24 protein-coding genes and 1 tRNA gene are annotated in these 25,114 nt (G+C 72.8%); 8 read left to right on the top strand and 17 right to left on the bottom strand.

Translation table 11 applies throughout. The features are described from left to right. Positions 1-12 precede the first annotated feature (12 nt). Positions 13-1,233 (top strand): acetyl-CoA C-acetyltransferase, encoded by a 1,221-nt coding sequence (locus tag LIV55_RS13635; protein WP_229300601.1) that lies wholly within the window; start codon positions 13-15, stop codon positions 1,231-1,233. Between the two features lie 136 nt (positions 1,234-1,369). Here the strand turns inward: LIV55_RS13635 and LIV55_RS13630 are convergent, their stop codons facing one another. Together LIV55_RS13630 and LIV55_RS13625 are read right to left on the bottom strand one after the other, a co-directional pair. Further along, entirely contained in the window at positions 1,370-1,612 is a 243-nt protein-coding gene (locus LIV55_RS13630) for a hypothetical protein (protein ID WP_229300599.1), read from the bottom strand. Positions 1,613-1,647: 35 nt separating this feature from the next. Further along, positions 1,648-2,577 carry a Bax inhibitor-1/YccA family protein gene (locus tag LIV55_RS13625; protein WP_229300597.1) on the bottom strand — a complete coding sequence of 310 codons (930 nt, stop codon included), beginning with the start codon at positions 2,575-2,577 and terminating at the stop codon, positions 1,648-1,650. Positions 2,578-2,767: 190 nt separating this feature from the next. Between LIV55_RS13625 and LIV55_RS13620 the strand changes: the two genes are divergently transcribed. Next, positions 2,768-3,076: a hypothetical protein gene (locus LIV55_RS13620; protein ID WP_229300596.1), complete on the top strand. Its 309-nt coding sequence runs from the start codon at positions 2,768-2,770 to the stop codon at positions 3,074-3,076. Between the two features lie 97 nt (positions 3,077-3,173). Here LIV55_RS13620 and LIV55_RS13615 read toward each other — a convergent pair whose 3' ends face one another. Next, a complete protein-coding gene (locus tag LIV55_RS13615; protein ID WP_229300594.1) occupies positions 3,174-4,352 on the bottom strand; it encodes a cystathionine gamma-synthase in 1,179 nt (392 codons plus the stop codon). Positions 4,353-4,354: 2 nt separating this feature from the next. Then, positions 4,355-5,731 carry a cystathionine beta-synthase gene (locus tag LIV55_RS13610; protein WP_229300591.1) on the bottom strand — a complete coding sequence of 459 codons (1,377 nt, stop codon included), beginning with the start codon at positions 5,729-5,731 and terminating at the stop codon, positions 4,355-4,357. An 18-nt stretch (positions 5,732-5,749) separates the two neighbouring features. Here LIV55_RS13610 and LIV55_RS13605 point away from each other — a divergent pair, with 18 nt between their 5' ends. Both LIV55_RS13605 and LIV55_RS13600 read left to right on the top strand, forming a co-directional pair. Further along, a complete protein-coding gene (locus LIV55_RS13605) occupies positions 5,750-6,295 on the top strand; it encodes an HNH endonuclease signature motif containing protein (RefSeq protein ID WP_229300590.1) in 546 nt (181 codons plus the stop codon). Beyond that, a tRNA-Leu gene (locus tag LIV55_RS13600) sits at positions 6,286-6,361 on the top strand. The genes LIV55_RS13605 and LIV55_RS13600 overlap by 10 nt, the downstream gene beginning before the upstream one ends. A gap of 62 nt (positions 6,362-6,423) precedes the next feature. On the opposite strand, the gene LIV55_RS13595 is transcribed toward LIV55_RS13600, so the two are convergent. The 7 genes from LIV55_RS13595 to mfd form a co-directional block, all read right to left on the bottom strand. Continuing rightward, entirely contained in the window at positions 6,424-7,398 is a 975-nt protein-coding gene (locus LIV55_RS13595; RefSeq protein WP_229300588.1) for a Ppx/GppA phosphatase family protein, read from the bottom strand. Next, complete coding sequence (locus LIV55_RS13590) at positions 7,395-7,976, bottom strand: DUF501 domain-containing protein (RefSeq protein ID WP_229300586.1); 582 nt, start codon at positions 7,974-7,976, stop codon at positions 7,395-7,397. Before LIV55_RS13590 ends, LIV55_RS13595 begins: the two co-directional genes overlap by 4 nt. Further along, positions 7,977-8,528, bottom strand: coding sequence for an FtsB family cell division protein (locus tag LIV55_RS17270; protein ID WP_191681600.1), 552 nt, complete (start codon positions 8,526-8,528; stop codon positions 7,977-7,979). It abuts the gene before it with no gap. A 3-nt stretch (positions 8,529-8,531) separates the two neighbouring features. Then, the gene (eno, locus tag LIV55_RS13580; RefSeq protein WP_229300585.1) at positions 8,532-9,812 is read right to left on the bottom strand and encodes a phosphopyruvate hydratase; all 1,281 of its coding nucleotides are present in this window, start codon (positions 9,810-9,812) and stop codon (positions 8,532-8,534) included. A gap of 156 nt (positions 9,813-9,968) precedes the next feature. Next, positions 9,969-10,757, bottom strand: coding sequence for a MazG nucleotide pyrophosphohydrolase domain-containing protein (locus tag LIV55_RS13575; protein ID WP_229300583.1), 789 nt, complete (start codon positions 10,755-10,757; stop codon positions 9,969-9,971). A gap of 2 nt (positions 10,758-10,759) precedes the next feature. Next, on the bottom strand, positions 10,760-11,362 hold the full coding sequence (locus LIV55_RS13570) for a hypothetical protein (RefSeq protein ID WP_229300581.1): 603 nt from the start codon (positions 11,360-11,362) through the stop codon (positions 10,760-10,762). Further along, complete coding sequence (gene mfd / locus LIV55_RS13565; RefSeq protein ID WP_229300580.1) at positions 11,359-14,991, bottom strand: transcription-repair coupling factor; 3,633 nt, start codon at positions 14,989-14,991, stop codon at positions 11,359-11,361. Before mfd ends, LIV55_RS13570 begins: the two co-directional genes overlap by 4 nt. 64 nt (positions 14,992-15,055) lie before the next feature. Here mfd and LIV55_RS17015 point away from each other — a divergent pair, with 64 nt between their 5' ends. Continuing rightward, complete coding sequence (locus LIV55_RS17015) at positions 15,056-17,098, top strand: TPM domain-containing protein (RefSeq protein WP_267493010.1); 2,043 nt, start codon at positions 15,056-15,058, stop codon at positions 17,096-17,098. A gap of 130 nt (positions 17,099-17,228) precedes the next feature. Continuing rightward, positions 17,229-17,945 carry a PspA/IM30 family protein gene (locus LIV55_RS13550; protein WP_229300578.1) on the top strand — a complete coding sequence of 239 codons (717 nt, stop codon included), beginning with the start codon at positions 17,229-17,231 and terminating at the stop codon, positions 17,943-17,945. A gap of 36 nt (positions 17,946-17,981) precedes the next feature. Here LIV55_RS13550 and pth read toward each other — a convergent pair whose 3' ends face one another. The 3 genes from pth to LIV55_RS17265 form a co-directional block, all read right to left on the bottom strand. Then, positions 17,982-18,602 (bottom strand): aminoacyl-tRNA hydrolase, encoded by a 621-nt coding sequence (pth, locus tag LIV55_RS13545; RefSeq protein ID WP_191565153.1) that lies wholly within the window; start codon positions 18,600-18,602, stop codon positions 17,982-17,984. A 64-nt stretch (positions 18,603-18,666) separates the two neighbouring features. After that, the gene (locus LIV55_RS13540; RefSeq protein WP_123091240.1) at positions 18,667-19,371 is read right to left on the bottom strand and encodes a 50S ribosomal protein L25/general stress protein Ctc; all 705 of its coding nucleotides are present in this window, start codon (positions 19,369-19,371) and stop codon (positions 18,667-18,669) included. A 170-nt stretch (positions 19,372-19,541) separates the two neighbouring features. Continuing rightward, entirely contained in the window at positions 19,542-20,564 is a 1,023-nt protein-coding gene (locus LIV55_RS17265) for an EamA family transporter (protein ID WP_229300577.1), read from the bottom strand. Between the two features lie 80 nt (positions 20,565-20,644). Between LIV55_RS17265 and LIV55_RS13530 the strand changes: the two genes are divergently transcribed. Continuing rightward, positions 20,645-21,202 carry a CGNR zinc finger domain-containing protein gene (locus tag LIV55_RS13530; protein WP_123091242.1) on the top strand — a complete coding sequence of 186 codons (558 nt, stop codon included), beginning with the start codon at positions 20,645-20,647 and terminating at the stop codon, positions 21,200-21,202. Positions 21,203-21,291: 89 nt separating this feature from the next. Here LIV55_RS13530 and LIV55_RS13525 read toward each other — a convergent pair whose 3' ends face one another. From LIV55_RS13525 to LIV55_RS13515, 3 genes are all read right to left on the bottom strand, one after another. Next, entirely contained in the window at positions 21,292-22,272 is a 981-nt protein-coding gene (locus tag LIV55_RS13525) for a ribose-phosphate diphosphokinase (RefSeq protein ID WP_123091244.1), read from the bottom strand. A 46-nt stretch (positions 22,273-22,318) separates the two neighbouring features. Continuing rightward, on the bottom strand, positions 22,319-23,773 hold the full coding sequence (gene glmU / locus LIV55_RS13520) for a bifunctional UDP-N-acetylglucosamine diphosphorylase/glucosamine-1-phosphate N-acetyltransferase GlmU (RefSeq protein WP_191564980.1): 1,455 nt from the start codon (positions 23,771-23,773) through the stop codon (positions 22,319-22,321). A 110-nt stretch (positions 23,774-23,883) separates the two neighbouring features. Continuing rightward, positions 23,884-24,453 (bottom strand): dienelactone hydrolase family protein, encoded by a 570-nt coding sequence (locus tag LIV55_RS13515; RefSeq protein ID WP_229300575.1) that lies wholly within the window; start codon positions 24,451-24,453, stop codon positions 23,884-23,886. Between the two features lie 65 nt (positions 24,454-24,518). On the opposite strand from LIV55_RS13515, the gene LIV55_RS13510 reads away from it, so the two are divergent. After that, on the top strand, positions 24,519-25,079 hold the full coding sequence (locus tag LIV55_RS13510; protein ID WP_123091247.1) for an ArsR/SmtB family transcription factor: 561 nt from the start codon (positions 24,519-24,521) through the stop codon (positions 25,077-25,079). Positions 25,080-25,114: the final 35 nt, after the last annotated feature.

Here is a 25,114-nt window from a genome sequence, read left to right as displayed (position 1 = left end):
CCTGGAGGACCAGTGACCGACGCCGTCATCGTCTCGACCGCCCGCTCCCCCATCGGACGCGCCTTCAAGGGCTCCCTCAAGGACGTGCGACCCGACGACCTCTCCGCGCAGGTCGTCGCCGCGGCGCTCGACGGCGCCGGGATCGACGCCTCGCACATCGAGGACCTGCACTGGGGCTGCGCCGAGCCCAGCCACAAGCACGGCTCGAACATGGCCCGCGTCGTCGCCGTCCTCGGCGGGCACGACCACCTGCCCGGCACGACGGTCAACCGCTTCTGCGCCTCGTCGGTGCAGACGACGCGGATGGCCTTCCACGCGATCAAGGCCGGCGAGGCCGACGCGATCATCTCCGGCGGCGTCGAGTGCGTCTCGCAGTACCAGAGCTTCTCCGGGGCCGGTGGCTCCGACGAGGAGGCGATGAACCCGCTCTTCGCCGACGCCCGGGCCCGCACCGCGCGCATCGCGGCGGAGAACTCCCCGTGGTCCGACCCGCGCGAGGAGGGCCTCGTCCCCGACATCTACATCGCCATGGGTCAGACGGCCGAGAACGTCGCGACCCTGCGCGGCATGGACCGCCTGCGGATGGACGAGTGGGGCGTGCGCAGCCAGAACCGCGCCGAGCAGGCCATCGCCGACGGCTTCTTCGCCCGTGAGATCACCCCCGTCACCCTCGCCGACGGCACGGTCGTCTCGACCGACGACGGCCCGCGCGCCGGCGTCACGCTCGAGGCCGTGCAGTCCCTCAAGCCGGTCTTCCGCGAGGACGGCGTCATCACCGCCGGCAACTGCTGCGCCCTCAACGACGGCGCGGCCGCGCTCGTCGTCATGAGCGACACGAAGGCCGCCGAGCTCGGCCTGACCCCCCTCGCCCGCGTCGTCTCCACCGGCGTCTCCGCGCTCTCGCCCGAGATCATGGGCATGGGCCCGGTCGAGGCGAGCCGGCGCGCGCTGGCCCAGGCCGGCATGTCGATCTCGGACATGGACCTCTACGAGATCAACGAGGCCTTCGCCGTGCAGGTGCTCGCCAGCGCCGACGACCTCGGCATGGACGAGGACAAGCTCAACGTCCACGGCGGCGCGATCGCGCTGGGTCACCCCTTCGGCGCCACCGGTGCCCGCATCACCGCGACCCTGCTCAACGGGCTGCGCGAGACCGACGGCACCTTCGGCCTCGAGACGATGTGCGTCGGCGGCGGTCAGGGCATGGCGATCGTCTACGAGCGCCTCTCCTGAGCCCACCCGCAGGCACGACGAAGGCCCCGGATCCGGTCGGATCCGGGCCCTTCGTCGTGGTGGTCGAGCTGCGGCGGCCCCTGGCCGGTCGAGGTGCGACGGCCCCCTGGGGCCGGAGCCTCGAGACCACCGAGCCCTACGCCGACCACCCGAGCCGCAGCGCGGCGAGCCGCTCCGCGAGACCCCGGACCTCCCCTTCGGCACACCGGTCGTGGACGACGACCCGCAGCTGGTCCATGAGGACAGCAGGACCGAGATCCGGCGGGATGTCGCCGGCGAGCTCGCCGAGCAGCTCGCGCACGCCCGCAGACGCAGCGACCGCGCGGTCCAACGGCAGCTGGTGCCACCGTCGGACCGCGCGGTCGAGCTCGGCTGCCACGTCGTCCGGGATGGGCGAGCGGGGCAGCACCGAGGTCACTCCGAGCGCAGGCGGCCGAGGAGCCGCAGGATCTCGAGGTAGAGCCACACGAGCGTGGCGAGCAGACCCAGCGCGAGGGTCCAGGAGTAGGACTCCGGGGCGTTGGTGCGCAGGGCGGTCTCGATGCTGTCGAAGTCGAGCATGAGGGTCACCGAGGCCAGGCCGACGGCGAAGACCGAGATCGCGATGCCGATCGGGCCGGAGCCGCCGATGCCGAAGGGGGTGTCGGTGATCATCGCGAAGCCCAGGTTGATGAGCGCGAAGACGAAGTAGCCGAGCACCATCATCGAGACGACGGCGCGGAACTTCTGGGTCACCTTGACCAGACCGCTGCGGTAGAGGAAGAGCATCGCGCCGAAGACGCAGACGGTCGCCAGGACGGCCTGGAAGACGATGCCCTGGTGGATCGGCACGTTGGTCGCGCCGGTCACCTGGTAGTCGAAGATGCGGGAGTAGCTCTGGCTGATCGCGCCGACGAAGAGCCCCTGGAAGGCGGCGTACGCGACGGCGACCGCCGGGTGCACGGCCTTCTTCGAGAACATGAGGTAGAGCGCGATGCCGAGCCCGCCGACCAGGCCGACGCCCCAGATCATCGGGCCGAAGGTCGGGGAGAGGAACCACGCGGGCACCGCGACGGCGATCATGACGGCGAAGAGCGCGCCGGTCTTCATGATGACGTCGTCGATGGTGAGCGCACGACCGCCGCCGCCACCGCCCCAGCCACCGCCCTGCATCGGGGGCTCCTGCGGGAAGCCGGGCTGGGTCTGGCCGTAGCCGCCCTGCTGGGGGTAACCCTGCTGCGGGTATCCCTGCTGGGGGTACTGGGTCTGCTGGTAGCCGCCCTGCTGGGCCCGGGCGTCGTCGCGGAATCCGACGTACCCGTTGCGAGCGTCCTGCTCGACGCGGCCGAGGATGGGGTTGGACATGGGTCGGGCCTTCCTGTAGGTCCGTGAGGTCTTACCAAGACTAAGGGTCCCCGTACCCGCGGCATTCCGCGGGATGCCAGGTGTTGCGGTGCCGTGACCCCCGCCGGCCCTGGACAGACCCCGGCCGTCGCCACAGCCGGGCTCGTCGGCCGTGCCACGCTCGTCCTCCCCGAGCAGAGACGAGGACGTCATGACCACTCCCCCCAAGGGTGTGCAGGAGGCGGCGCAGCGTGCCGTGCGATGGATCGAGGACGGCAAGGCCGGCCAGGGCTTCACCGACACCGGCCGGGACCGGGCCCACCAGCTGGCGAAGGGAGATGACGTGCCCGAGGCCGACCTGAAGAAGATGCACGCGTACGTCGAGCGGCACACGGGCGACGCCGACGCGGAGGGCTGGTCGCAGGGCGAGGACGGATTCCCCTCCCCCGGCCGCGTCGCGTGGGACGCCTGGGGTGGCGACGAGGGCCGCCGCTGGGCCGCGAAGGAGGTCGGGGACTGACTCCCCCTTCGCCCCGCCCCTCCCCGATGCGACCTACCACGCAGTACTGGTCGCGATCACGACCAGTACTGCGTGGTAGGTGGCGGGGTAGCGGGCGTCAGACGCCGTCGAGCGCCTGGACGAGGTCGGCGAGCAGGTCGGCATCGTCCTCGATGCCGACCGACAGGCGCACGAGGTCGTCCGGCACCTCGAGCATCGAGCCCGCGGTCGACGCGTGGGTCATCGCGCCCGGGTGCTCGATGAGCGACTCGATGCCGCCGAGCGACTCCGCGAGGGTGAAGATCTCAGTCCGCGCGCACAGCCGCTGCGCGGCCTCGGGCCCGCCGGCCATGCGCACCGAGATCATCCCGCCGAAGCGACGCATCTGCTTGGCCGCGACCTCGTGGGCCGGGTGCTCGGGCAGCCCCGGGTAGAGGATCGAGGAGATCTCCGGGCGCGACGAGAGCAGCTCGACGACCGCCTCCGCGTTGTCGCAGTGCCGCTCCATGCGCACGCCGAGCGTCTTGATGCCCCGCATCGTCAGGTACGCGTCGAAGGGCCCGGGCACGCCGCCCGAGCCGTTCTGGATGAAGGCGATGTCGCTGTCGAGCTGCTCGTCGTCGGTGACGAGCAGCCCGCCGACGACGTCGCTGTGGCCGCCCATGTACTTCGTGCTCGAGTGGAGCACGACGTCCGCGCCGAGCGAGAGCGGCTGCTGCAGGTACGGGCTGGCGAAGGTGTTGTCGACGACGAGCCGCGCACCCGCCTCATGGGCCAGCTCCGCGCTCGCGGCGATGTCACCGATGGTGAGCAGCGGGTTGGTCGGCGTCTCGAGCCACAGGAGCTTGGTCGTCGGGCGGATCGCTGCGCGGATGGCGTCGAGGTCACCCACCGGTGCCGGCGTGTGCTCGACGCCCCACTGCGAGAAGACCTTGTCGATGAGGCGGAAGGTGCCGCCGTACGCGTCGTCAGGGATGACGAGGTGGTCACCCGGGCGCAGCGTGGCGCGCAGGAGCGCGTCGGTCGCCGCCATGCCGGAGGCGAAGGCGCGCCCGTGGCGTCCCCCTTCGATCGAGGCGGCGTTGGCCTCGAGCGCCTGACGGGTCGGGTTGCCCGTGCGGGCGTACTCGAAGCCGCCGCGCAGCCCGCCGACGCCGTCCTGGGCGAAGGTGGAGCTCGCGTAGATCGGGACGTTGACCGCCCCGGTCAGCGGGTCCGGGGAGTACCCGGCGTGGATGGCCCGGGTCGAGAAGCCCTGGCTCGCGTGCGCGTCGAGCGCGCTCTCGTGCTCTCCCATGATCAGCCCTTCGTCCGCGCGGAGATGTGCCCGAGGAGGTCGGCGCGGGTCACGACCCCGATCGGCTTGCCGCCGTCGACGACGAGCAGGGCGTCGTCGTGCTCGAGCGCCTCGACCGCGGACGCGGCGCTCTCGCCGGTCCCGATCTGCGCCAGCTTGCGGCTCATGTGCTTGCTCACCGGGTCGGCGAGCGTGGCGCGCCCCTCGAAGACGGCGTCGAGCAGCTCGCGCTCGGTGACCGCACCGGCGACCTCGCCGAGGACGACAGGCGGCTCGGCGTTGACGACGGGCATCTGCGAGACGCCGTACTCGCGCAGGATCTCGATCGCGTCGCGGACGGTCTCGGTCGGGTGCGTGTGGACGAGGGCCGGCATGTCGCCGCTCTTGACGCGCAGCACGTCGCCCACGGTCGTCGTGTCCTCCTCGCCGCTGGTGAAGCCGTAGCTGGCCATCCACTCGTCGTCGAAGATCTTGCCGAGGTAGCCCCGCCCTCCGTCGGGGAGGATGACGACGATCTTCGCGTCGGGCTCGCGCTCGGCGACGCGCAGCGCGCCGACGACGGCCATGCCGCAGGACCCGCCGACGAGCAGGCCCTCCTCGAGGGCGAGACGGCGGGTCATCGCGAAGGACTCTGCGTCGCTCACGGCGATGACCTCGTCCGGGACGGACGGGTCGTAGGCGCCGGGCCACATGTCCTCGCCGACGCCCTCGACGAGGTAAGGGCGCCCGCTGCCGCCGGAGTAGACCGAGCCCTCGGGGTCGACGCCGACGACCTTGACGCGGCCCTGCGAGATCTCCTTGAGGTAGCGCCCGGTGCCGGTGATCGTGCCGCCGGTGCCGATGCCCGCGACGAGATGGGTGATCTCGCCGTCGGTCTGCGCCCAGATCTCCGGGCCGGTGCTCTCGTAGTGGCTGGCCGGGCCGTTGGGGTTCTCGTACTGGTTCGGCTTCCAGCCGCCGGGGGTCTCGGCGGCGAGCCGGTCGGAGACGGAGTAGTAGCTGTCCGGGTGCTCGGGGGCGACGGCCGTCGGGGTCACCCGCACCTCGGCGCCGTACGCGCGCAGGACGTCGATCTTGTCCTGGCCGACCTTGTCGGGGCACACGAAGATGCACTTGTACCCCCGCTGCTGTGCGACGAGGGCCAGGCCGACCCCGGTGTTGCCCGACGTCGGCTCCACGATCGTGCCGCCGGGCTTGAGCAGCCCCTCGGCCTCCGCCGCGTCGACCATCTTCTTGGCGATCCGGTCCTTGATGCTGCCGCCGGGGTTGAGGTACTCGACCTTCGCGGCGACGAGGGCGGACCCGGACGGGACGACGGCGTTGAGCCTGACCAGCGGGGTGTTGCCGATGAGCTCGGAGATGTGGTCTGCGATCTGCATGTCCACATCGTGGCATGAGTGGCAGGCAAGCTCGTCGACTGCGCCGGTCGTGCGGATCGTGACCCGTTGTCGCACCGTGCTGCAAGCATCCCGGGCATGGGGAGGAAGCGGCGGTGGACCGACGACCAGCTGGCCGAGGCGGTCGAGTCGTCGACCTCTGTGGCCCAGGTGATCGGCAGGCTCGGCATCCGGGTCGCTGGAGGGAACTACGCCGTCGTCCGGCGGGCGATCGCCGCCGCACAGCTCGACACCTCCCACTTCACCGGCCAGGCCTGGAACAAGGGTCTGAGCCAGGGCCCGACCCGACCCCTGGACGCCTACCTGTCCAACGAGCACCCCATCAGCTCCTACCGCCTGAAGAACCGCCTCGTGCGGGCGGGCATCTTCACCTGGCGCTGCGACTCGTGCGGCGGCACGCAGTGGTTGGGTCTGCCCATCCCGCTCGAGCTGGAGCATCGTGACGGCGATCGGCAGAACAACAGCCTGGAGAACCTGGAGCTACTCTGTCCGAACTGCCATGCGCAGACCCCGACCTATCGGGGTCGCAACCGCAGGCGGGCGTAGGCCAACGGCGAGCCGGGGACCTTAAAAGTCCTGTCGAACGTGTGGGTTCGAATCCCACCGCCCGCACCTGTCAGCCGCAGCGAGCCGACTTTCCCGCCCTGGGCGGGAAAGGTGGGACGGGGGGCAGCTCAGGCGGGGGTGGTGGCGGCGGAGAGGGCGATCCCGTCGAGGATGTCCTTCTCGCTCGTCACGACCGGGATGCCCGGACCGGTCACCTCGACGACGCGGGCGACGAGGTCGTGCCAGATGAGAGCGCCCGCACCGATGACGTCGACCCGGCCGGGGTGCATGTACGGCATGGCGGCCCGGGTGTCGCGGTCGGCCGAGACGATCTCCGCGGCGGCGACGAGCACCTGCTCCGGGGTGAGCCGGGCGAGGTGGATCCGGGCGGAGTCGTAGCGCTCGAGGCGAAGGGCGTGCGCCGTCACCGTGGTGATCGTGCCGGCGAGCCCGATGATCGCGCCGAGACCGCCGACGCCGACGCGGGTCTCGGCCCGGTCGAGCGCCTCGGCGATGTCCCAGCGGGCCGCCTCGACCTCGCTGGGCTGGGGCGGGTCGGAGAAGAAGTGGCGCTCGGACAGGCGGACCGAGCCGATGTCGAGGGAGATCTCCTCGTAGACCGCGTCGGTGCCGCGGACGAGCTCGGTCGAGCCGCCGCCCAGGTCGACGACGAGGTAGGGCCCGTCGACCCCGGCCTCGGCGAGCCCCGCCGTCGCACCGGCGAAGGACAGCTGCGCCTCCTCGGTGCCGGAGACGACCTCCGGGCTCACCTCGAGGCCATGCGCGGCGAAGGCCTGCTGCACGCCCACGACGAAGTCCGCCGCGTTGCTCGCGTCCCGCGACGCCGAGGTGGCGACGAAGCGCATCGCCTCGACACCGTGCTCGGCGCAGGTCCGCGCGTACTCGTCGGTGACCGCCAGGGTGCGGCGCAGCGCCTCGGGGTCGAGCGTGCCGGTGCGGTCCACGCCCTGGCCCAGCCGGACGACCTCGGTGCGTCGCACGACGTCGACGAGGGCGCAGCGGCCGTCCTCGTCCGGCTCCCCCACGTCGGCGACGAGCAGACGGATCGAGTTCGTGCCGCAGTCGACGGCGCCGACCCTCATCGTGACTCCTCGGTGGTGTGCTCGGCGGCATCGGGGCCGGTCACCCCGGCGGCACCCGGCACGACGCCGCAGCAGCCGTTCTCCCACCACGGCGGCAGCATGGCCAGCGCCTCGTCGCCGGGGAGGTTCACCCCTTCGCCCACCGCCATCGAGTGCGCGACGACGACGTGGAGGCACTTCACGCGAGTCGGCATGCCGCCCGCGGAGATGCCGGCGACCTCGGGCACGTCGCCGAGCTCGCCGCGGCGGGCGAGGTAGTCCTCGTGGGCGGCCCGGTACGAGGCCGCGTAGTCCTCGTCCTCGAGCAGCCGGGCGCTCATCTGGGCCATGACGCCCCGGCTCTCCAGCGTCGAGATGGCGCCGGTGAGCCGGGGGCAGGTCGCGTAGAAGGACGTCGGGAAGGGCGTGCCGCCGGGCAGGCGGGGCGCCGTGCGCACGACCGCGGGGCAGCCGCAGGGGCAGCGGGCCGCGATCTCGACGACCGCGCGCGCCTGTCGCCCGAGCTGGGCGGTCACGGCGTCGAGGTCGGCCTGGGTCACGCGGTCGAGGTCGTTGCCGTGCTCGTCGTAGGTCGCCATCTAGCGGCCGGCCCCCGAGCGTGCGTCGGCCGCCTCGACGGAGGTGCCGAGGCGCTCGTACCAGGGACCGTGGTCCTCGCCGGTCGCGGTGCCCGTCTCCGGGTCGACGTCGCTGGCGGCGGGGTCGGCGTCGATGACGGTGTACGACTTCTCGCCGACCTTGACGAACTTGAGCCGCTCACGGGCCTGCGCCTCGACGTACTCGTCGGTCGACCACAGCTCCTTCTGGCGCTGCAGCGCGGCGACGTCGCGCTCCTGGGTGGCGACCTGGGTCTCGAGCGCGTCCATCCGCGAGCGCTGGTCGAGATAGCTCTTCGCCGTGGGCAGCAGCATCATCGTCATGAGGAAGCCCACGGAGACGAGCGCGACCCATCGGCGCGGGGTGAGGGCGACGCGGCGCCGCGGGCCCTGGGTGGTCGAGGTGGCGCGACCACGACCGGACGCACGAGCGCCCGCCCCGCCCTGGCCGCGGCCAGGGGGGCGGGTCGGGCGCGGGGTGCGCCCGGCGGGCCCTGAGGAGCCCGCCGGACGACGACCGGTCGGTCGAGCCACGCGTCAGCCCTGGAAGCGCGGGAAGGCGCCGGCGCCGGCGTAGACGGCGGCGTCGTCGAGCTCTTCCTCGATGCGCAGGAGCTGGTTGTACTTCGCGACGCGCTCGGAGCGCGCGGGCGCCCCGGTCTTGATCTGGCCGCAGTTCGTCGCGACCGCGAGGTCGGCGATCGTGACGTCCTCGGTCTCGCCGGAGCGGTGGCTCATCATGCAGCGGTAGCCGCTGCGGTGCGCCAGGGCGACGGCGTCGAAGGTCTCGGTCAGCGTGCCGATCTGGTTGACCTTGACGAGCAGGGCGTTGCCCGCGCCCTCGGCGATGCCGCGGCCGAGGCGCTCGGGGTTGGTGACGAAGAGGTCGTCGCCGACGAGCTGGACGAGCGAGCCGAGACGCTCGGTGATGGCCACCCAGCCCTCCCAGTCGTCCTCGTCGAGCGGGTCCTCGATGGACACGAGCGGGTAGGCGTCGACGAGCTCGGCGTAGTACTCCACCATGTCCTTCGCGGAGCGCTTCTTTCCCTCGAAGGTGTACTTGCCCTTCTCGCAGAACTCGCTGGCCGCGACGTCGAGCGCGAGCGCGATGTCCTTGCCGGGGGTGAAGCCGGCCTTCGTGATGGCCTCGACGATGAGGTCGAGCGCGTCGCGGTTGCTGCCAAGGTTCGGCGCGAAGCCGCCCTCGTCGCCGAGACCGGTCGACAGGCCCTTGTCCTTGAGCACGGCCTTGAGCTGGTGGTAGACCTCCGTGCCCCAGCGCAGCGCCTCGCGGAAGGAGGGGGCGCCGATCGGCGCGATCATGAACTCCTGGATGTCGACGTTGGAGTCCGCGTGGCTGCCGCCGTTGAGGATGTTCATCATCGGCACGGGCAGGACGTGCGCGTTCGGGCCGCCGAGGTAGCGGAAGAGCGGGAGCTCGCTGGACTGCGCCGCGGCGTGGGCGAGGGCCATGGAGACGCCGAGGATGGCGTTGGCGCCGAGGGTGCCCTTGTTGTGGGTGCCGTCGATGGCGAGCATCTCGTTGTCGACGATGCGCTGGTCGCTGGCCTCGTAGCCGAGGAGCTGGGGCATGAGCTCCTCCTCGACCGCGCGGACCGCGTCCTGGACGCCCTTGCCGAGGTAGCGCTTCTTGTCGCCGTCGCGGCGCTCGACCGCCTCGAAGGCGCCGGTGGAGGCACCGCTGGGCACGGCCGCACGGCCGATGCTGCCGTCGTCGAGGGCGACCTCGACCTCGACGGTCGGGTTGCCGCGCGAGTCGAGGATCTCGCGGGCGCCGATGGCTTCGATGGTGGCCACGTCTGTCACTCCTGTCGGATGGGCGAAGGGGGCAGGTGCTCCCCCTGCGAGCCTAGGGCCGAGGGTATCGAGCGGCCCAGCCGGTCTCGGGCGCACACGCCGGACGGCCCCCTCCCGATCCCGCGTGCTACGAGCGTCGACTGGCGCTGACGGGGGCTAGGCCTCGCGGCGGGCGGCGCGGTCGGCGCGCTCCTGGGCCTTGATCTGCGCCCACTGCTCCTCGACCTCGGCGGGGGTGCTCGCCGTCGAGTCGCCGAAGACGTGGGGGTGACGGCGGACCATCTTCGCGACGAGGGTCGCGGCGACGTCGTCGATGTCGAAGGGGGCGTCTGCCGCGGTCGGTCCCGGCTCGGCCTCGGTCGCGACCCGGGCGTGGAAGAGCACCTGGAGCAGGAGGTCCCCGAGCTCGTCGCGCAGGTCCTCGTAGCGGTGGCTGCCGTCGGCGAGGCCGGCGACCGCCTCGGCGACCTCCTCGGCCTCCTCGAGCGCGTACGGCACGAGCGACTCGTGGGTCTGCTCGGCGTCCCACGGGCACCCGCCGGGGCTGCGCAGGCGGTCCATGACGACGACGGCGTCGAGCAGCCGCGCGCCCGGCACGTCCCACGACCCGACGAGCACCTCGATCTCCGGCGGGTCAGCCAGCGCCGACAGCTCTGAGGCGAGCGCGTCGGACAGCCCGGGGTCGCCGTCGGCCGACCCGACCCAGACGACCTCGCGCCCGCCCTGCGTCGCCGCGACGAGCCGGCGGGCGAGGACGGGAGGGGTCACCCCTTCGTCGACGCTCTCGACGGGCAGACCGGCCGAGCGCACCGCGCCGGCGAGCGCCTCGTCGTCCGAGCGGCACCACCGCGAGGACGCGCCCTCGAGGCAGCGCCACGCATCACGGCTGAGCAGGCCCGGGGCTACCCGGGGGCTGCTCGCCAGGAGGACGACGCGGGCGGTCACGCTCAGGGAGCGGGCGTGGGCTCGGGGGCCCCGGGCGCCTGCTGCTGCGGTGCCTGCTGCTGGGCGTCCTGCTCGGGCAGCGGCTCGAGCCAGTCCGGCGAGCCCTGGGTGAGGCCCTGGTCGGCGCTGAAGGTGCCGTAGCGCGGGTTGACCCTGACGTCGGCGTCGCCGAGCAGCTCCGCGACCTGCTGCGACTGCTCGGGGGTCAGCTGCTCGCGCACGCTCTGCGCCCGGATGAACTCGACGGTGCCCGCCGACGGCTCGATGCCGAGGTCGCGCAGGACGCGCTCGACGGTCGCCTTCGTCGGCACCTGCGCCTGGGCACCCTGGGCCGCCTCGATGATCTGCGGTGCGAACATCAGCGTCGAGAGCACGTCGCGCGTCGTCAGCTGCTGCTGACCGCCCTGCTCGCGGATGAAGGCGTTCGTCCCCTTCGTCGCCTCCTGGACGTCGCCGACGGTGACCGTGTGGTCGTCCACCGTCGCGGCGGCCTCGGACGGCCAGGTCTGGCCGACCTCCTCGACCTGCTCGGAGCCGCAGCCGGCAAGGCCGACGGCGAGGGCCAGCGCGAGGGGCGCGAGGGCGAGACGGGGGCGTCGGGTCACGACGAGGTCCTTTCGGGTGCTGCGCGTCGGGGGCTCTGCGCCCCAGTGTCCATCACATCATCGAGCATCACGGTACGGATCAGCTCGGCGGCCCAGTCGAGCACCGCCTGGTCGCGAAGGGGGGACCCCCCGATCCGCGCCGTCGTCGGGCGGGGCACGAGGACCGTGCCGGTGCCCTCCTTGTACAGCGACTTCGGGTAGACCCGGGCCAGGCGCAGCTGCTGGGACTCCCGCAGCCGGATCGGCGCGAGCCGGACGTTCTGCCCCTGGGCGACGACGTCGGTGAGGCCCGCGCGACGCACGACGACGCGCAGCCGGGCGACCGCGACGAGGTTGCGCACCGGCTCGGGCAGCGGCCCGTAGCGGTCGACGACCTCCTCGACGATCTCGTCGATGTCGGTCTCGGTCTGGGCGCCGGCTAGCTTCGCGTAGGCCTCGAGCCGCAGCCGCTCCCCCGGGATGTAGTCGTGCGGCAGGTGGGCGTCGACGGGCAGCTCGATGCGCACCTCGGCCGGGGCAGCCTCGCCCTCGCCCTTGAAGTCGGCGACGGCCTCGCCGACCATCCGCACGTAGAGGTCGAAGCCGACGCCGGCGATGTGACCGGACTGCTCGCCGCCGAGCAGGTTGCCCGCGCCGCGGATCTCGAGGTCCTTCATCGCGACCTGCATGCCGGCCCCGAGATCGGTGTTGGCCGCGATGGTCTGCAGCCGGTCGTGCGCCGTCTCCGTCAGCGGCGCCTCGCTCGGGTAGAGGAAGTACGCGTACGCCCGCTCACGACCCCGGCCGACACGGCCGCGCAGCTGGTGCAGCTGGCTCAGGCCCAGGCGGTCGGCCCGGTCGAGGATGAGGGTGTTGGCGTTGGAGATGTCCAGCCCGGTCTCGACGATCGTCGTGCACACGAGGACGTCGAAGCGGCGCTCCCAGAAGTCGAGGACGACCTGCTCGAGGCGGTGCTCGCCCATCTTGCCGTGGGCGGTCTCGACCCGGGCCTCCGGCACGAGCTCGCGGATGTGCGCGGCCGTGCGCTCGATCGAGCTCGTGTTGTTGTGGACGTAGAAGACCTGACCCTCGCGCATGAGCTCGCGGCGGATCGCGGCGGCGACCTGCTTGTCCTCGTGCGGCCCGACGAAGGTGAGCACCGGGTGGCGCTCCTCGGGCGGCGTGGCCAGGGTCGACATCTCGCGGATGCCGGTGACCGCCATCTCCAACGTGCGCGGGATCGGCGTCGCCGACATCGCGAGGACGTCGACGGCGGTGCGCATCGCCTTGAGCTGCTCCTTGTGCTCGACGCCGAAGCGCTGCTCCTCGTCGACGACGACGAGTCCGAGGTCTTTGAACTTCACCTCGGAGCCGAGGAGGCGGTGGGTGCCGATGACGAGGTCGACGGACCCGTCGGCGAGCCCGGCGATGACCTCTCTCGCCTGCTTGTCGCTCTGGAAGCGGCTCAGCGAGCGCACGACGACGGGGAATCCGGCGTACCGCTCGGAGAAGGTGTTGAGGTGCTGCTGGACGAGCAGGGTCGTCGGCACGAGCACGGCGACCTGCTTGCCGTCCTGGATCGCCTTGAAGGCGGCGCGCACGGCGATCTCGGTCTTGCCGTAGCCGACGTCGCCGCAGATGAGGCGGTCCATCGGGACCGCCCGCTCCATGTCGGTCTTGACCTCCTCGATCGTCCCGAGCTGGTCGGGCGTCTCGACGTGGGCGAAGGCCTCCTCGAGCTCGCGCTGCCACGGGGTGTCGGGACCGAAGGCGTGCCCCTTCGTCGCCATCCGCGCGCTGTAGAGGCGGATGAGCTCGCCGGCGATCTGCTTGACGTACTTGCGCGCCTTGGACTTCGTCGCCTTCCAGTCGCTGCCACCCATCTTGTTGACCGTCGGGGTCTCGCCACCGACGTAGCGGGTGATCTGGTCGAGCTGGTCGGTCGGCACGAAGAGCCGGTCGCCGGGCTGACCGCGCTTGCTCGGTGCGTACTCGAGCACGAGGTACTCGCGGGTCGCGCCCTGCACGGTGCGCTGGATCATCTCGACGAAGGCGCCGACGCCGTGCTGCTCGTGCACGACGTAGTCGCCGGGCCGCAGCTCGAGGGGGTCGACCTGCTTGCGCCGCTTCGAGGGCATGCGGCGCATGTCGCGCGTCGAGCCGGTCGACCCGCTCGAGCCGAGCAGGTCGGCCTCGGTGAGCATCGCGAGGCGGTCCTCCTCGGCGACGAAGCCGGTCCCGAGCGAGGCGACCGCGACCGCGACGACGCCGGGCTCGAGCGAGGTGCCCTCACGGGTGGGGATGTCGTGGTCGCGCAGGACCTCGCGGACGCGGTCGGCCAGGCCGGTGCCGTCGGTCGCGACGAGCACCCGCCAGCCCGCGTCATGCCAGGTGCGCAGCTGCTCGACCGCGGCGTCGGTGTTGCCGCGGAAGCGCGGCGGCTCCACCGCGGGCACGTGGAGGGCGACGTGCTCGTGCTCGACGGCGTCAGCCATCTGGTCGGCGAGCTCGGTGTCGGCGGCGAAGGGGGTGAGCGTCCACCAGCCGAGCCCGAGGTCGACCGCGTGGTCGCGGGCCTGGGCGAGGGTCCAGTGCGAGGCGGTGCCGAGGACCCCTTCGAGGTCGACGGGGACGGCGTTGCCGCTCGCGGCGTTCGCCCACGAGGCCTGGAGGAACTCCTCGCTCGTCGAGACGAGGTCGTGGGCGCGGGTGCGCACGCGCTCGGGGTCGCTGACGACGACCCGTGCGCCCTCGGGCAGCACGTCGAGGACGGACTCCATGCCCTCGACGAGAGCGGGCGCGAGGGACTCCATGCCCTCGACGGCGATACCCTCGGCGACCTTGTGGAGCATGTCGGCGACGCCGGGCAGCTGCTCGGCGAGCTCGGCCGCCCGGGCCCGCACGGCCGGCGTGAGCAGCAGCTCACGGCACGGCGGGGCCCACACGGCTGGGGCCTCGCCGAGGCTGCGCTGGTCGGCGACCTTGAAGTGGCGGATGGACTCGACCGTGTCGCCGAAGAGCTCGACCCGGACGGGGTGCTCCTCCGTCGGGGGGAAGAGGTCGAGGATCCCGCCCCGCACCGCGAAGTCGCCGCGCCGCTGCACGAGATCGGTCCGGGTGTAGGCCGCGGCGGCCAGGGCGTCGACGAGCTGGGCGAGGGGGCGCTCGTCGCCGACGGCGATGCGCACGGGCTCGAGGTCGCCGAGCCCCTTCGCGATCGGCTGCAGGACGGCTCGCACGGACGCGACGACGACCTGCACCGGGCCGTGCTCGGCGTCGTCCGGCGAGGGGTGGGCCAGCCGGCGCAGCACGGCGAGGCGGCGCCCCACCGTGTCGCTGCGGGGGCTGAGCCGCTCGTGCGGCAGCGTCTCCCAGCTGGGGAAGGTGAGGACGGAGGGCTCGTCGAGCAGGCAGCGCAGGGCGCTCGCGAGGTCGTCGGCCTCGCGCGCTGTGGCCGTGACGACGAGGAGGGGGGCCACCCCCGTCGCCCCGGGGTCGACCGGACGGCTCAGGAGGGACACGACCGGCGCCCGCAGGCCCGGGGGCACGGAGAGGTCGACCTCGTCGGTGCGGTGTGCGTGGGACAGCAGCTCGGTCACGACCGGGAGATCGGCGACAGCTGCGCGAAGGGGAGTCAGGGTCTCGCTCATACCGGGGTCCAGTCTGCCGCACGCCCGGCCCTGCAGCGCCCGTGCGGTGTGGCAGGGTCAGGGCATGGGGTGCCGGGCACGCACAGGGACGACCGAGCGCGGGGCGGGCGGCGTGCGCCGCTGGCCGGCCGCAGCCGCCGTGATGATCGCCCTCGGGGCAGGTCCGGCGTGCGCCGCAGCCGCCGCCGCTCCCCCACCCGTGAGCGCCGCACCCGCCGCCCCCACGACCGAGCCGATGGACCTGCGCGAGCAGGTCACCGACGAGGCCGGCGTCCTCGGGGACCTCGGCCAGTACGAAGAGGCCCTGCAGCGGGCCCGTGACGCGGGCATCCAGCTCTTCGTCGTCTACGTCGACTCCTTCGACGGCACCGAGGGCTCGGCCTGGGCTCAGCAGACCTACGAGCGCTCGGGCATGGGCGGCGACGACGTCCTGCTCGCCGTGGCCGTCGAGGACCGGCGCTACGGCACGTGGGCGAGCGAGGAGTCGGGCCTGTCCGAGAGCGACGACCAGCAGGTCCGCTCGCAGGACATCGAGCCGGCCCTCGGCCGGGACGACTGGGGTGGGGCGGTCGTCGCGGCCGCCGACGGGTATGCCGACGCCCTCACCGGCAGCAGCATCCCGGGCTGGCTGCCCTTCGCCGGGATCGCGGGCGCCGCGGGCGTGGGCGGGCTGCTGCTCAGCCGCCGCCGCTCGCGGACCGGCGCCACGGGCGGCCCGGGCGTCGGCGCGCCGCCGGAGCAGGCCGAGCCGCTCGAGTCGGTCCGGTCGCGGGCGGGGACCGCGCTCGTCGACCTCGACAACGCCCTGCGCGCCTCGGCCGAGGAGCTGACCTTCGCGCAGGCGCAGTTCGGCACCCAGGCCACCCTGCGCTTCGAGCAGACCCTCGCCGCGGCCCGGGCCCAGGCGAGCGAGGCCTTCGGCGTGCAGCGCGAGCTCGACGACGCGCAGCGTCAGGGCACGCTCGACCCCGCTCGCGCCCGCGCCGGCTACGAGCGCATCCTCGCCCTGGCCGCCGACGCGGACGCCCGGCTCGACGCCGAGGAGGAGGAGTTCGTCCGGCTGCGCGACCTGCAGTCGCGGGTGCCCGAGGTGCTCGCCGACCTCGACGTGCGCGCCGGCGAGGTCGAGCAGCGCATCCCCGTCGCAGAGCAAGAGCTCGCCGGGCTGCGCGCCACCCACCCGCCCGAGGCCCTCGTCTCGGTCGGGCACGACGTCGAGCAGGCCCGTGGCCTCGTCGCCTCGGCCCGCGAGCTCGTCGCCACCGGGCGGGAGCACCTCGCCGAGGGGGACAACCGACCCGCCGCCGTCGCTGCCGCCCGAGCGGCGGAGGACGCCCTCGGGCAGGCGGTGGCCGCCCTCGACGCCGTCTCCGGGGCGCAGGGCGTGCTCGCCGACGCGGCGGGGCACCTCGACCGGGCGCTCGCCTCGATCACCTCCGACGTCGCCGACGCCGAGCGCCTCGGCGCGCACGACCAGCTGACGACCACCGCGCTCGCCGCGGCCCGCACGGCGATCGACGACGGGGTGCGCGCCCGCTCCGGTGGCGACCCCCTCGCCGCCCTCAGCGCGCTGACGAGCGCCGAGCGCGACCTCGACGCCGCCCTCGCCCCGCACCGCGAGGCCGACGAGGTGCGCCGGCGCGCCGCGGACCTCGTCGCTCGCCGGGCGCAGACCGTGCGCGCGCGGCTCGACTCGATCCAGGCGACCATCTCGCGCACCCGGGGCGCGGTGTCCGTCGAGGCCCGAACCGACATCGACCAGGCCTACCAGCTCCTCGCGCAGGCAGAGCAGGCCACCACCACGGACGCCGACCGTGCGGACGACCTGCTCGGCCAGGCCGAGCGCCTCGGCGAGCGGGCCCTGTCCACCGCCCGGAGCGACGTCGACGACTGGCGCGGCGGCGGCCGGGGCGGCTACGGCGGGGGCTTCGGGGGCGGCAGCCGCGGGCTCGACCCCACCTCGATCATCCTCGGCGGCATCCTCTCCGGGGGCTTCGGCGGCGGCAGCCGCGGGGGCGGCTGGGGCGGCAGCTCCGGCGGCTTCGGAGGAGGTTTCGGCGGTGGGGGCGGCGGAGGCGGCGGCTTCGGCGGGGGTGGTCGCTTCTGACCCGCTCCCCCGGCGCGCTGGCGCGGCACCCCCTTCGCCGGACGCCCGCGACCACCCACCCCCTCGAGCGCACCACACCCATCCGCAGCACCACCACCGGCGCGTCCGCGCCGAGACAGGAAGGCCAACGATGACCCAGAAGCAGACCCTCCTCGGCCGCGTCGCCCAGCTGGCGAAGGCGAACATCAACTCGATGCTCGACCGGGCCGAGGACCCCGAGAAGATGCTCGACCAGCTCGTGCGCGACTACACGAACTCGATCGTCGAGGCCGAGGAGGCCGTCGCGCAGACCATCGCCGGGGTGCGCCTGGCCGAGGCCGACCTCGAGGAGGACCGCGCCGCGGCCACCGAGTGGGGCCGCAAGGCCGGCGCCGCGTCGAGCAAGGCCGACCAGCTGCGCGGGGCGGGCGACACCGCCGGCGCCGACAAGTTCGACGGGCTGGCCCGGGTGGCCCTGCAGCGCCAGATCCAGTTCGAGGGCGAGGTCACCGAGGCCGAGCCACGCATCCAGGCGCAGAACGCGACGGTCGAGCAGCTCAAGGGCGGGCTGACCCAGATGCGCACGAAGCTTGAGGACCTCAAGGGCCGTCGCGACCAGCTCGTCGCGCGGGCCCGCTCGGCCGAGGCCCAGGAGCGGGTGCAGGGCGCGATCCGCTCGATCGACGTCATGGACCCCACGAGCGAGCTGTCCCGCTTCGAGGACAAGATCAAGCACCAGGAGGCGATGGTCGCCGGCCGCGCCGAGGCCCAGTCGACGAGCATCGAGGACCAGTTCGCCGAGCTCGAGGACCACTCGCACGACGCCGAGATCGAGGCCCGCCTCCAGCAGCTCAAGGGCGGCGCCTGAGCCACCCCTGCTGCGGGCCTGCCGTCGCGGACGAGGTCAGGGGCGCGGGGCGTGGACGACCTGCTGGGCGTCGGTGAGCCCGCGGTGCACGAGCAGCTCGACCGCGTCGGCGGCGTCGTCGAGCAGGAAGGGCAGCTCGGGGCGCTCGGTGCTCGAGAAGTCCTTGAGGACGAAGCTCGCCGGGTCCATGCGGCCCGGCGGGCGGCCGATCCCCACCCGCACCCGCAGGTAGTCCTTCGTCCCGAAGGAGCTCGTGATCGAGCGCAGGCCGTTGTGGCCCCCTTCGCCGCCGCCCTGCTTGAGCCGCACCTCTCCGAAGGGGATGTCGAGCTCGTCGTGGACGACGACGAGGTGGTCGACGTCGACGGAGAAGAAGCTGGCGAGCGCCTTCGTCGGGCCGCCGGAGACGTTCATGTACGCGGTCGGCACGCCGAGCACGACGCGCGGCCCGAGACCGCCGCCGGGCGGCGCGAGGCGGGTGGACTCGGCGCGGGCCCCGGCCTTGTGGGCCCGCAGGCTCGTCCCCGCCCGCCGGGCCAGCTCCTCGACGACCATCGCGCCGACGTTGTGGCGGTTGCCCGCGTACTTCTCCCCGGGGTTGCCCAGGCCGACCACCAGCCACGTCTGCTCGCTCACGAGGCGCAAGCGTAGACACATGACGAAGGGGGAGCCGAACCCGCTCGGGCTCGGCTCCCCCGTCGTCGAGGTGCGTGTCGGAGGATCAGGCCTCCGGGTTGCCGTCCTCGGGGGACTCCATGGGGGCGTCGCCCTCGGCGAGCTGCTTGTCGCTCGGCGAGCCCTCGGTCTCGTCCTCGGACTCGTCGCGCTCGACACCGGCCTCGGCCTCGGCCTCGGCGAGCTCGGCCTCGAGGGCCTCGGCGGAGATCTGCTCGGTGATGTTGACGACGAGCGTCTCGGGGTCGGTGACGAGGGTGGAGCCCTTGGGGACCTCGACCTCGGAGGCGAGGACCTGGGTGCCGGCCTCGAGGCCCTCGACGGAGACGACGATCGACTCGGGGATGCTCGTGACGTCGGCCTCGACCTCGAGGGTCTGGGCGTCGACGGTGACGATGGTCTCCGGACCGGCCTCGCCCTCGACGTGCACGGGGACCTCGACGGTGACCTTCTCGCCCTTCTTGACGACGACGAGGTCGACGTGCTCGATCCACGGCTTGAGGACGTGGCGCTGCACGTCCTTGGCCAGGGCGTACTCCTGCTGGCCGTCGACGACGATCGTCAGCAGCGCGTTGGCGTTGTACTTCAGCGCCATCATCGTGTCGTGACCCGGGAGGGTGATGTGGCGGGGCTCCTCGCCGTGGCCGTACATGACGGCGGGGATCTTGTCGGCGCGGCGGATGCGGCGGGCCGCGCCCTTGCCGAACTCGGTGCGGATCTCGGCGTCGATGCGGATCTCGTCGCTGGACATGCGGGGCTCCTTCAGCTGGGGGACGACCCGTGTCAGCGGGTCGCGTCATATCGGGCGGTGGGCCTCGACGTGGGGCGCAGCACGGACGGCAGCAGGACACGGAGGTCCACCGCGTCGATCACGGATCGCTGCGACTGTGCAACGTCCCTCGCCGAGGCAACCCGGTGATCCTAGTGGACCTGCGCGGAGGGGCCAAAACCGGCCGGGTGGTCCTGCGCCGTCTCGTCGGCCTCGCTCAGGGCGACGTCGGTCGCACCGGCCTCGCTCGCGGGAGCCAGCGGCTCTCCCTCGCCGAGCTTGACCGCGGCGACCCCGACGAGGATGGCCAGACCGCCGAGGACCTGGATCGGCGCCATGGCCTGGCCGACGAGCACCCAGGCGAAGACGATGGCGAAGAGCACCTCGCTGAGGCCGACGAAGGAGGCGATCGTCGCCCCGAGCATCCGGGCGGCGGCGATGCCGCTGACGTAGGCGACCGCGCCGGCGACCACGGCGAGCTCGGCGATGGCGACCCACCACGGGGCCGACCAGCCGGCGAGATCGACCCGGCCGGTCGGGGCGGCGAGCGGCAGCACGCCGACGAGGGCCGCGGCCCCCAGGCTCAGCGCACCGATGAAGAGCCCGGCACCGGCGTAGGTCATCGGGGGCAGCGCGTCCTCCTCGTCGGAGGAGAGGAGGAAGAAGACGACGAGCCCGACGGCGGCGAGCAGGCCCCACATGACGCCGACGAGGTCGACCCGGGCCCCGGAGAAGACGTCGAGGACGAGCACGAGACCGAGTACCGCGGCGGCGACACCGACGACGGTCAGCCGGCTCGGGCGGCGGCCGTGGCGCAGCCACATCCAGCCGACGATGAGGACGGGCGCGAGGTACTCGAGCAGGAGCGCGACGCCGACCGACAGGTGGTCGACGGCGTTGAAGTAGGCGAGCTGGCAGCCGGCGACGGCGACGACGCCGTACGCGGCGACCTTGGGCAGGTTGCGGCGCAGCAGAGCCCAGCGGCCGCGCAGGGCCACGAGAGCCGGCACGAGCATGAGCAGCGCCGCGCCGGTGATGCGCGCGGTGACGATCGCCCCGGGCGTCCAGCCGGCCTGCATGAGCGAGGCGCCGAAGGTGCCCGACGAGCCGAAGGTCGCCGCCGAGAAGAGGGCCACCGCGAGACCGGCGACGAAGGGGGTGGAGCGCTGGGTCACGTGGACCTCCTCGAGTGGTCGTCATGAGTGACATAGACTGATGGTGATGACGATATGCGCCCCCGACGTCAGGAGTCAAGATGTCTTTTGGTCATGACACCAACGATGCGCTGCGCGGTACCGCGGCCCTGGTCAACACCGCTGTCGGGGCCTTCCCCGACGCCGACGGCGACACGCTCTCGAGCGTCGCGCAGCTCGAGGACTTCTTCGGGCACTGGGGCTGGACCGGGCGCCGGGTGGGCGACGAGGCCGAGCTCGAGCAGGTGCGGGCGCTGCGGCCCCGGCTGCGCGAGGTGTGGCTGGCCGCCGACGACCCGGAGCGCGTCGTCGACCTCGTCAACGCGCTGCTGCGCGACGGCCAGGCACTCCCCCAGCTCGTCGACCACGACGGCTACGGCTTCCACATCCACGCGACCTCGCCCGACGCGCCGCTCGCCCGCCGCATGCAGGTCGAGGCGGCGATGGCCTTCGTCGACGTCATCCGGGCCGACGAGCTCGGCCGGCTGCGCATCTGCGCGGCCGACGACTGCGACGACGTCGTCGTCGACCTCTCGCGCAACCGCTCGAAGCGCTACTGCGAGGGGGGCTGCGGCAACCGCCTCGCCGCCGCCGCCTACCGCTCCCGCCAGGGCGACTAGCTCCCCCTTCGTCAGTCGAAGACGCCCCGCACGTCACGACGTGCGGGGCGTCTTCGACCCGCCGGCGCAGGTCAGGGGGCGAAGGGAGGTCAGGCGCGGCCCTCGAAGAGGGAGGTCACCGACCCGTCCTCGAAGACCTCACGGATGGCGGCCGAGATGAGCGGCGCGATCGACAGGACGGTCAGCCCCTCGAAGTGCTGCTCGGGCGTCAGCGGGAGGGTGTTGGTCACGATGATCTCCTCGGCCGAGCACGCGGTCATCCGCTCGACGGCCGGCGGGGAGAAGATCGGGTGGGTCGCGGCGATGACGACGCCCGCGGCGCCCTCGGCCATGATCGCGTCGGCGGCCTTGGTGATCGTGCCGGCGGTGTCGATCATGTCGTCGACGAGCACGCACAGACGGCCCTCGACCTCGCCGACGACGCGGTTGGCGACGGTCTCGTTCGGGCGCGAGATGTCACGCGTCTTGTGGATGAAGGCCAGCGGTGCCCCGCCGAGCTGACGCGACCACTGCTCCGCGACCTTGATCCGGCCGGCGTCCGGGGAGACGACAGCGAGCTGGCGGTCGCCGTACTTCTCGCGGACGTGGCGGGCGAGGATCGGCATCGCCATGAGGTGGTCGACGGGGCCGTCGAAGAAGCCCTGGATCTGGTCGGTGTGCAGGTCGACCGAGATGAGCCGGTCGGCACCGGCGGTCTTGAAGAGGTCGGCCATGAGCCGGCCGCTGATCGGCTCGCGCCCCTTGTGCTTCTTGTCCTGGCGCCCGTAGCCGTAGAAGGGCTGCACCACGGTGATCCGCTTCGCGCTCGCACGCTTGAGGGCGTCGACCATGATGAGCTGCTCCATGATCGCCTCGTTGATCGGCGTCGCGTGGCTCTGGATGACGAAGGCGTCGCAGCCACGCACCGACTCCTCGTAGCGCACGTAGATCTCGCCGTTGGCGAACTCGTAGGCGCTCGTGGGCACGAGGTCGGTGCCCAGGGAGGCCGCGACCTCTTCTGCGAGCGCGGTGTGGGTGCGCCCGGAGAAGACCATGAGGTTCTTCTCGGGGGTCTTCTGGATGCCGGTCACGGTGCCTCGACTTTCGTGCGGTGCTGCAGGGGGTGTGCGGAGGGGGTCAGCTGGTGTGCGGGGCGGATTGCGCCGCCTGCGCCGCCTGGGCGGTCGCGGTGCCGGCGCGGCGACGCTCGACCCAGCCGTCGACGTTGCGCTGCTGGCCGCGGGCGATGGCGATCTGGCCGGGCTCGACGGCCCCGGTGATCGCGGACCCGGCGGCGACGTAGGCGCCGTCGGCGATGTCGAGCGGTGCGACGAGGACGGAGTTGCTGCCGACGAAGGAGTGGGCCCCGACGTTCGTGCGGCCCTTGCTCACCCCGTCGTAGTTGGCGAAGATCGTGCCGGCGCCGATGTTGGCCCCGTCGCCGATGACCGCGTCGCCGCAGTAGGTGAGGTGCGGGACCTTGGCCCCGTCGCCGATCTTCGCGTTCTTCGTCTCGACGAAGCCGCCGATCTTGCCCTTCGCACCGAGCTCGGTGCCGGGGCGCAGGTAGCTGTACGGGCCGACGGTCGCGCCGGCGCCGATGACGGCGAGGTGGGCCTCGGCACGCTTGACCTCTGCGCCGTCGTGGACCTCGGTGTCGACGAGTGTGACGTCGGGTCCGACGACGACGTCCTCGCCGATGCTCGTCGCGCCGAGCAGCTGGGTGCCCGGGCGGATCACGGTGTCGGCGCCGATCGTCACGTCGACGTCGATCCACGTCGTCGCGGGGTCGACGATCGTCACGCCGGCGCGCATGTGCCGCTCGCAGACGCGGTCGTTGAGGACCCGGCCGAGCTGGGCGAGCTGGGTGCGGTCGTTGACGCCCTCGGTCTGCCACAGGTCCTCGAGGACGTGGGCGATGACATGACCGCCCTCCTCGCGGGCGAGGGCGATGACGTCGGTGATGTACTTCTCGCCCTGCGCGTTGTCGGTGCCGACGCGCGGCAGCTGACGACGCAGCACCTCGAGGTCGAAGGCGTAGATGCCGGAGTTGATCTCGCGGACCGCGCGCTCGGGCTCCGTCGCGTCCTTGAACTCGACGATCCGCTCGACCGAGCCGTCGGCGCCGCGGATGATCCGGCCGTACATCTTCGCGTCCTCGAGGACGGAGGTCATGACGGTCGCGACGGCGCCGGCCTCGACGTGAGCGGCGGTGAGGGCGGAGATCGTCTCGGCGGTGAGCAGCGGGACGTCGCCCATCGTCACGACGACGGTGCCCGTGAGGTCCGCCGGGAGGGCGTCGAGACCGCACTCCGCGGCGCGGCCGGTGCCCTTGACCTCGTCCTGGTCCGCGACGATCACCGGCGTGCTCGACGAGGCGTTGCGCTCCTCGACGTAGGCCGCGACCCGGTCGCGCTGGTGGCGGATGACGACGACGGTCGAGTCGGCGCCAGCACCGCTGGCCGCCCGCATCGCGTGCCCGAGGAGGGTGTCGCCGCCGATCGGGTGGAGGACCTTCGGGGTCTTGCTCTTCATCCTCGTGCCCTCGCCGGCGGCGAGGATGATGACGGCGGACGGGCGGGCGTCACTCACGTGCTGCTCCCAGCTGCTCGGGTCAGGGATGTCCCGTCGGGACCTCGACACTCTACCCAGGGGCGAAGGGGGCGGCCGAACCGACGAGGTCAGGCGCCCCCCTTCGCCCCTCAGAGCGGGGCGAGGAAGGCGCGGACCCGCTCGAGCAGCAGCGCGGCCGCGTCGGGGTCGTAGGCGTCGAGCGAGGAGTCGGCGAAGAGGTGCTCGTCGCCGGGGTAGACGAAGAGCTCGGCCCGCTCGCTCGACGCGACGAGCTCGCGGGCGGCGGGCAGGTCCTCGTCGAAGAACTCGTCCCCCTCTTTGCCGTGCACCTGCACGGGTACGTCCTGCGGCCACCGCTCCCCGTACTCGGCCACGGGCATGCACGAGCAGAGCAGCAGGGCGCCGCGGGCGCCGGGTCGCGTCTGGGCCAGCTGCTGGGCGATCGTCACGCCGAAGGAGAACCCGGCGTAGACGAGCGCCTCCCCCAGCCCGTCGACGGCGTCGGCACCCCGCTGGCGCACGACGTCGAGCCCGACCTCGCGGGCGTACCCGAAGCCCTCCTCGATGCTCGCGAAGGTCCGTCCCTCGAAGAGGTCGGGCGTGTGCACGGCGTGCCCCGCCTCGCGCAGGGCGTCGGCGAAGGCGACGACGCCCGGCGTCAGCCCCTGGATGTGGTGGTAGAGCAGCACCTCGGCCATGTGACGTCCTCCTCGACGAATGATCCACTGATGCGGAACGTTCGACGACGGTAGTCTCGTGCGGCATGGAGGACAACCCCCCGGGCCACGAGCTCGCCGACCGGATGGCGCTCACCCAGCCCGCCCAGGTGCGTGCGCTCGCCCACCCCCTGCGCACGACGATCCTCCAGCTGCTCCTCGAGCGCGCGGCGTCGGTGACCGAGCTGGCGAGCGCCCTGGACCGCCCGAAGAGCACCGTCGCCCACCACGTCGCCGTCCTCGTGCGCGCCGACCTGCTCCGGGTCGTGAGCACCCGGCGCGTCCGGGCCGTCGAGGAGCGCCTCTACGGGCGGACAGCACGGCTCTTCTACGTCGCCCCCCAGGGCTCGTCGGGCGAGGAGATGCCGCGGGACTTCAACGACTTCGAGGTGGCGGCCGCCGAGTCGGGACCGGCCTTCGAGCGTGGCGAGCTGTGGGGCTTCGTCCGGCACGCGCGCATCGCGCCCGAGCAGGCATCGGCCTTCTGGCAGCGGATGAGCGAGCTCGTCGACGACTTCGACCGCCTCCCGCGCTCCGGCGAGACGACGTACGGCTTCGCGGTCGGGATCTACCCCACCGACCACCCGCGGCTGCCCCCGCCGACCTGACCGGGACCCCGGGCGAAGGGGGGACGCCCAGGGCG

The sequence above is a fragment of the Janibacter melonis genome (assembly GCF_020567375.1).
Taxonomy (GTDB): domain Bacteria; phylum Actinomycetota; class Actinomycetes; order Actinomycetales; family Dermatophilaceae; genus Marihabitans; species Marihabitans melonis.
The sequence above is the reverse complement of the archived record's forward strand: the minus strand, read 5'-3'. Positions and strand labels throughout refer to the sequence as shown.

Coding starts and splice junctions, on each gene's coding strand:
- LIV55_RS13625 (WP_229300597.1), bottom strand. CDS start 2,577: ATGTCCAACCCCATCCTCGGCCGCGTCGAGCAGGACGCTCGCAACGGG.
- LIV55_RS13620 (WP_229300596.1), top strand. CDS start 2,768: ATGACCACTCCCCCCAAGGGTGTGCAGGAGGCGGCGCAGCGTGCCGTG.
- LIV55_RS13615 (WP_229300594.1), bottom strand. CDS start 4,352: ATGGGAGAGCACGAGAGCGCGCTCGACGCGCACGCGAGCCAGGGCTTC.
- LIV55_RS13610 (WP_229300591.1), bottom strand. CDS start 5,731: ATGCAGATCGCAGACCACATCTCCGAGCTCATCGGCAACACCCCGCTG.
- LIV55_RS13595 (WP_229300588.1), bottom strand. CDS start 7,398: ATGAGGGTCGGCGCCGTCGACTGCGGCACGAACTCGATCCGTCTGCTC.
- LIV55_RS13590 (WP_229300586.1), bottom strand. CDS start 7,976: ATGGCGACCTACGACGAGCACGGCAACGACCTCGACCGCGTGACCCAG.
- mfd (WP_229300580.1), bottom strand. CDS start 14,991: ATGAGCGAGACCCTGACTCCCCTTCGCGCAGCTGTCGCCGATCTCCCG.
- LIV55_RS17015 (WP_267493010.1), top strand. CDS start 15,056: ATGGGGTGCCGGGCACGCACAGGGACGACCGAGCGCGGGGCGGGCGGC.
- LIV55_RS13550 (WP_229300578.1), top strand. CDS start 17,229: ATGACCCAGAAGCAGACCCTCCTCGGCCGCGTCGCCCAGCTGGCGAAG.
- pth (WP_191565153.1), bottom strand. CDS start 18,602: ATGTGTCTACGCTTGCGCCTCGTGAGCGAGCAGACGTGGCTGGTGGTC.
- LIV55_RS13540 (WP_123091240.1), bottom strand. CDS start 19,371: ATGTCCAGCGACGAGATCCGCATCGACGCCGAGATCCGCACCGAGTTC.
- LIV55_RS13530 (WP_123091242.1), top strand. CDS start 20,645: ATGTCTTTTGGTCATGACACCAACGATGCGCTGCGCGGTACCGCGGCC.
- LIV55_RS13515 (WP_229300575.1), bottom strand. CDS start 24,453: ATGGCCGAGGTGCTGCTCTACCACCACATCCAGGGGCTGACGCCGGGC.
- LIV55_RS13510 (WP_123091247.1), top strand. CDS start 24,519: ATGGAGGACAACCCCCCGGGCCACGAGCTCGCCGACCGGATGGCGCTC.